This window comes from Moraxella sp. CTOTU47724, assembly GCF_032014955.1.
In the GTDB taxonomy this organism is placed as follows: Bacteria; Pseudomonadota; Gammaproteobacteria; order Pseudomonadales; family Moraxellaceae; genus Faucicola; species Faucicola tetraodonis.
In genome coordinates this window covers 1-5,669 of sequence record NZ_DALZSV010000054.1, presented here as the reverse complement: position 1 = coordinate 5,669, position 5,669 = coordinate 1, and the positions used below count along the sequence as shown (strand labels likewise).

At 41.4% G+C, this 5,669-nt stretch carries 2 protein-coding genes and 1 pseudogene; all 3 read left to right on the top strand.

Annotated elements, in window-relative coordinates; translation table 11 throughout:
• Positions 1–4,354: hemagglutinin repeat-containing protein (locus RTR63_RS09700; protein WP_312523966.1), on the top strand; the 4,354-nt coding region annotated here is incomplete at its 5' end.
• A 256-nt stretch (positions 4,355–4,610) separates the two neighbouring features.
• Positions 4,611–5,096 (top strand): hypothetical protein, encoded by a 486-nt coding sequence (locus tag RTR63_RS09695; RefSeq protein ID WP_312523964.1) that lies wholly within the window; start codon positions 4,611–4,613, stop codon positions 5,094–5,096.
• 78 nt (positions 5,097–5,174) lie between these two features.
• Positions 5,175–5,300: pseudogene (locus tag RTR63_RS09690) on the top strand (IS256 family transposase); the annotation flags it as partial.
• Between the last annotated feature and the right edge of the window lie 369 nt (positions 5,301–5,669).

The window sequence follows — 5,669 nt, the reverse complement described above, 5'->3', positions numbered from 1 at the left end:
AATTGACAGCTTAAATAGTAGCATCAAGTCACAATATACCGAAGAAGTACGTGCCACTGGCAATACCCCTACCCTGCCTAGCAGTAGCCTATACAACATCGATCCCAATAACCCCAATGGTTACCTAATTGAAACCGACCCAGCCTTCGCCAACTATAAAAAATGGCTATCATCAGACTACATGATGCAGCGTCTTGGCTTAGATCCAAGCAACATGCACAAGCGATTGGGCGATGGCTACTATGAACAAGGCTTGATTCGTGACCAAGTCATGGCGTTAACCGGTCGTCGCTTCCTAGGCGATTACACCACTGATGATGCCATGTATCAAGCACTGATGGACAATGGGGTGACTGTGGCGAAAGCCATGAACTTACGCCCTGGTATTGCCCTCACCGCAGAACAAATGGCACAGCTGACCACGGACATTGTGTGGCTGGTTGAGCAAACCATTACCTTAAAGGATGGTACTAAACAAACGGTATTGGTACCCAAAGTCTATGTTCGCTCAAAGGTCGGTGATTTAAAAGGTGACAGTAGTTTAATTGCCGCCCGCAACATGGATATGCAGCTCACCGGTGATTTAACCAACCAAGGCAATATCGTGGCCCATAATGGCTTACGTATCAGTGCCAATAACCTCAATAACCAAAACGGCGGGGTAATCCAAGGTAACTTTGTTCAAGTTAACACCAAAAACGATTTAAACAACCTAGGCGCTACCTTAAAAGCTAACAATGCCATGGCTCTCGATGTGGGGGGCAAGCTAAATAACAGTAGCACCACTTATCATACCGAAAGTAAAGCGGGTCAAAGCAATGCTTGGCGCACCGGCATTGACCAAATCGGTCAAATCTATGTGGGCGATGGCTTAAAAGGTAAAACCTATGACAACGGTCGACCCCTTACCACGTTAAGCATTGATGTGGGTGGCAACGCCACCTTTAATGCCGGTCAACTCATCAACCATGGCGGTACGTCTCGTTTGGTTTCCCAAGGTGATGTGGCGTTGAATGCGGTGAATACGGGTTATCAAACCAATGCCATTGGTGATAGCAATAACTACTACAAAGTGGGTCAAACTCAGGATATTGGCAGCGTGGTCGCCAGCCAAGGCAGCACTTATATTCAGTCCAAAGGGGGTAGTATCACCGGTACGGCAGTGACCATTCACAGTGAGGATGGCAGCAGCTATCTCGATGCTAACAAAGACATTGCCTTAAAAGAAGGACGTGCCACCAGTAATTTAGAAACCGCTATTAAAACCACTGAAAAAAGCTTGTTAAGCCGTAAAACCACCCAAGATCGCAACAGTGCGACCAGTGATGAAGCGATTAGCGGCAATGTCACCGGCGATCGTGTGGTTATAAACGCGGGCAATGACATCCAGTTAACCGCCACCAATGCGATCAGCCAAAGCGGCACCACGCTTAATGCTGGTAATAATCTTACCCTTGATGCCGCAGAGAACCGCTATAGTCAAAGCAGCAGCCATAACCAGAAAAAATCAGGACTATTTGGTAATGGTGGTGCAAGCTTTACTTTAGGCACCCAAAAAACGGCCAATGACAACCGTACTGACTCAACGACGCATACCGGTAGTGTCGTCGGTAGCTATAATGGCAATACGGTCTTAACGGCAGGTGATCATTACCAACAAACCGGCAGCAAAGTATTTGCACAGAACCAAACCACTGATAATCCCAAAGACTTAAATTACGGTACCACGGTGATTAATGCCAAATCAGCCAATGTCACCAATACCACAGCAACGACCGAATCGCATAACAGCCAAAGCCAAAAAACTACTGGCTTAACGGTGAGTGTGTCGAATAGTTTAATTGACCAAGCGCAAGGCATTAACAGCCTCGTTAAAGCCGGCGAAACCACCAACAGTGATCAAATGAAAGTCATGGCAGGGGTTGCAGGGTTTAACAAACTACGCACCCTAAAAAACGGGATTGAAGATGCCATGAACCCCATGACCGTCGATAAAGCTGGTCACTCCATCAAAAAAGACACCGAACAAACCCTAAAAGGCATTGGTAACACCCGTATCCAAGCCACCATTGGCAGTCAATCGAGCAAATCGAATCAAGATAGCTTGTCAGGCAACAACGAAGCCTCGAGCATTGATACCAATAACTTGGTGCTTAATATCCAAGGTAAAAGCAAAGACAGCGACTTTGTGGTTACCGGTAGTGACTTAAACGTTAATGGCGATTTGTACAACAACGTCGAAGGCGATGTGATTGAACAAGCCGCGACCACCAAAGGCTATGAGCGTAGCAATAACAAGTCCAGTGGCTTTGGGATTGGGGTGTATGCCGATACCACAGGCAATGCTGGATTTACTGCCAATGCCAATATGGCAAAAGGTTATGGTAATGGTGAAACCACCACCCAAACCAATAGTCATGTCAATGTCGCAGGTATCACCTATCAAAATGTCGGTGGCAACTATATCCTAGACGGTGCGGTGGAAAAAGGCGGCTACATGACCGGTCATATCGGTGGCGGCATTAAAGCCACCAGCCGTCAAGATACCGCTAAGTATGAGGGGAAACAAACCAATGCGGGCTTTAGTGCCGATATTGGCTTTAATGGTGTACCACAAAGTCTGTCAATCAATGGCGGTCGTACTCGCGCAGGTGCTGATTATGCGGCAGTGACTGAACAAACAGGCTTACAATACCAAAAATCGGATGTGGTGGTTGATGGTAAGAGTAGCTTTAAAGGGGCATATTTTACCACAGCAACCCCTGAGGATAATAAAACTCAGTTTAAGGGTGGCTTAGAAGCCAGTGATATCCAAAACCACAGTGAGTATAGAGCCGATGGTATTAATGTTGGCTTGTCGGCAGGAGTGAATCCTACCACGCAAAAAATCAATCCACCGGGTATTAGTGGCATTGGTTATGGTAAGGATGGTGATAGCCAAACCAGTACCACGTATGGTGCGGTCACGGGTATGGCAGGAAAGCCTGCGGTGACCACGGCAACTGTGGGTGATTTGAATAAACCACTTGCCAATAACTTTGATAAGGATAAAGTTAACGAGCAGATTAATGCTCAGGTTTCGGTGAGTCAGGCGTTTGATACGGAGCGTCGTAGTTATCGGTTGGAGATGGCTCAAGATGAGCAGAAACTGAGGGATCAAGCCAAAGAAGCTGAAAAACGTGGGGATAAGGCAGCCTATGATGACTTGATTGCTAAAGCGGATAAACAACAACAAAATATGGTGCTCTTTGATAGTATCACTGGGGCGATTTATGGTCCTAATACCAATGGGGCTACAGGATATGTGGCTAAAGCGGTTGCTCCAGAGATTTCGTATCAGATTGGTCAGTATTTTAAAGGCAATGACTTTTTAAATGGTCTTGATGGAGGCAACCGAAATGGTGAGGGTTCTACTCCGCATATTTTAGCACATGGTATATTAGCGGCTGCGTTGAGTGCAGCGACGGGCAATGATGTTACCACAGGTGCGTTGTCTGCGATGGGGGCTGAGAAAGGAGCTAAGTATGTGGCTGATTATTTGTATCCTGGTGTTCAGCCGAAAGATTTAACAGCGGAGCAAAAAGAAACCATAAGTAGCATTACAAGCCTTGCTGGACTTGGTTTGGGGGCTGCGACTGGTAATATGACTAATGCTGTAAATGCAAGTGAAGCAGGTAAAACAGCTGTAGAAAATAATCAGTTTAGCTTACCTCCTATACCTGAGAATGTTTATAATAGGCTAATGGCAATCAGTAATTCTATGTCGATGGGATTAGGTGTTCCTATCAGTAACTGGGTAAATGGTTATCAGGTAGTTGATACAAATAACCCGATTTATACAAAAACTGGTATGGTCGCTGATGCAATTATGATTATCTCACCTGGTGGTGGGGTTACAGTTGTTGCTAAAGGCACTCGTGAAGTAGTTGGTGTTTATAAGAATGTTAAAGCGGCGGAAAATGCTATTAAAGAGGCGAAAGCGGTACCCCAGTTGGTTAACCAAACGTTCCATTACCGCCCTGCTGTTGCTAATTTACGTATAGGGCATACAATAAGTTGGGCTAATATGACTGCTGCTGAGAAGAAAGCCTTTCAACATTCATATAGTCGACATGCTTCTGAGTTTGGATTACCTAACTGGTCAGCAAAAAATGCTGAGTCTTTAAGACAACAATTTAATGCTGCTGTAGGAAACGTTAGGAAAAATGGTACATTTACAGGAGTAGTAAACAAACCCTATAATTCAGTAAGTACTAAAGTAAACTTTTATGAAGCTAATATTAATGGTAAAAATTATTATTACTATGAAACCTTGGATGGAAAATTTATTAGTTCTGGTTTAAATAAACCTTAACTAATAATTGTTTTTGATATAAATTATATTTAATTGAAATCATTATCATTAGAAGCTTTCTATAATTTAACATTCCTAGCCTATTATGAGCATAATAAATAATAATAATGGGTGGCGGTTCAATAAGTAGGATACTAAATTTTATTTCTGGTGAATTTGTTGGAGTATAGAGAAATTAGCACCCTTAAAGAGTTTAGGGAGAACAATTTTTTTGGGTTTACTTTTTAGACTATCTCTAAAAAAGGATATATAAATAATGAGAAAATCTTATAACGAAGTAGAAGTTTATTTATTAATCGAAGAAAGAAGTAGTAGAAATATACTTAATTTTTTAACTCACTATTTGAAAGAATGGAAAGTGCTAGAAGAAGAATTTATATATCCTGCTTATTCTGACAACCCAATCTATACATCTACCAATCTAATTGAATTTTTAGAATTTTTAGATAATAATTATAATTATGATTATAATTTATATTTTGAAACTTTAACGGATAACTCCTTCGCTAAACAGTTAATAGCAGTTTATCCTAGTGGAAAATTCTTAATTATTGGATTAGTGATAGACTATAATAAAACAGAAAAAATACTACAAGAAGCAATTACTATTTCCCCTAATCTAAAATTTGCTTATGTAGATAATCAATTACCTGAGATAGATTATTTTGGTTTTATTAATTCATGCAAAAATTCTGATTTTACAAAATTAATAGAGGGAAAAGTTATTAGGGAGATTCAATAGAAATGTGGCAGTAGATAAGGTAGTGTTCAAAAAACTGTGTCATTTCACTAAACTATTCACAATAGAAGGAATGACACCATGCAAAACTTTGACTTCAACGAAGCCTTAAAAGCCATTCAATCAGGCAAACCCATCACAGGCAGTGATGGCGTTTTAGCACCACTCATCAAACAACTTACTGAAGCGGCTCTATCTGCTGAGATAGGCTCCTTTACCAAGTCTTTTAGTATATGAGCAGGAATATTTTCCATAAACCAATAGCATAAAGATTTTACCGTTTTCTAAGCGATTATAATAAATCACTCTAACACCACCGCTTTTACCACCACCTTGCCTAGCAAAACGCACCTTTCGAACACCGCCACTTTTTGGAACGACATCACCAATATTAGGATTTTAGCTAATCATGGTATGGCGTTCGCCCTGTTCTTCTTTAGTTAATAGACTATCAACCATTTTTATATATAAAGGCGTTTCGACAATGGTAAACATAAATAATCTCACATACTACATTGTAGTAGGTTGTGTTGAACATTTAATATACAAAAGGACATAATGAGGAAATTTTGATAA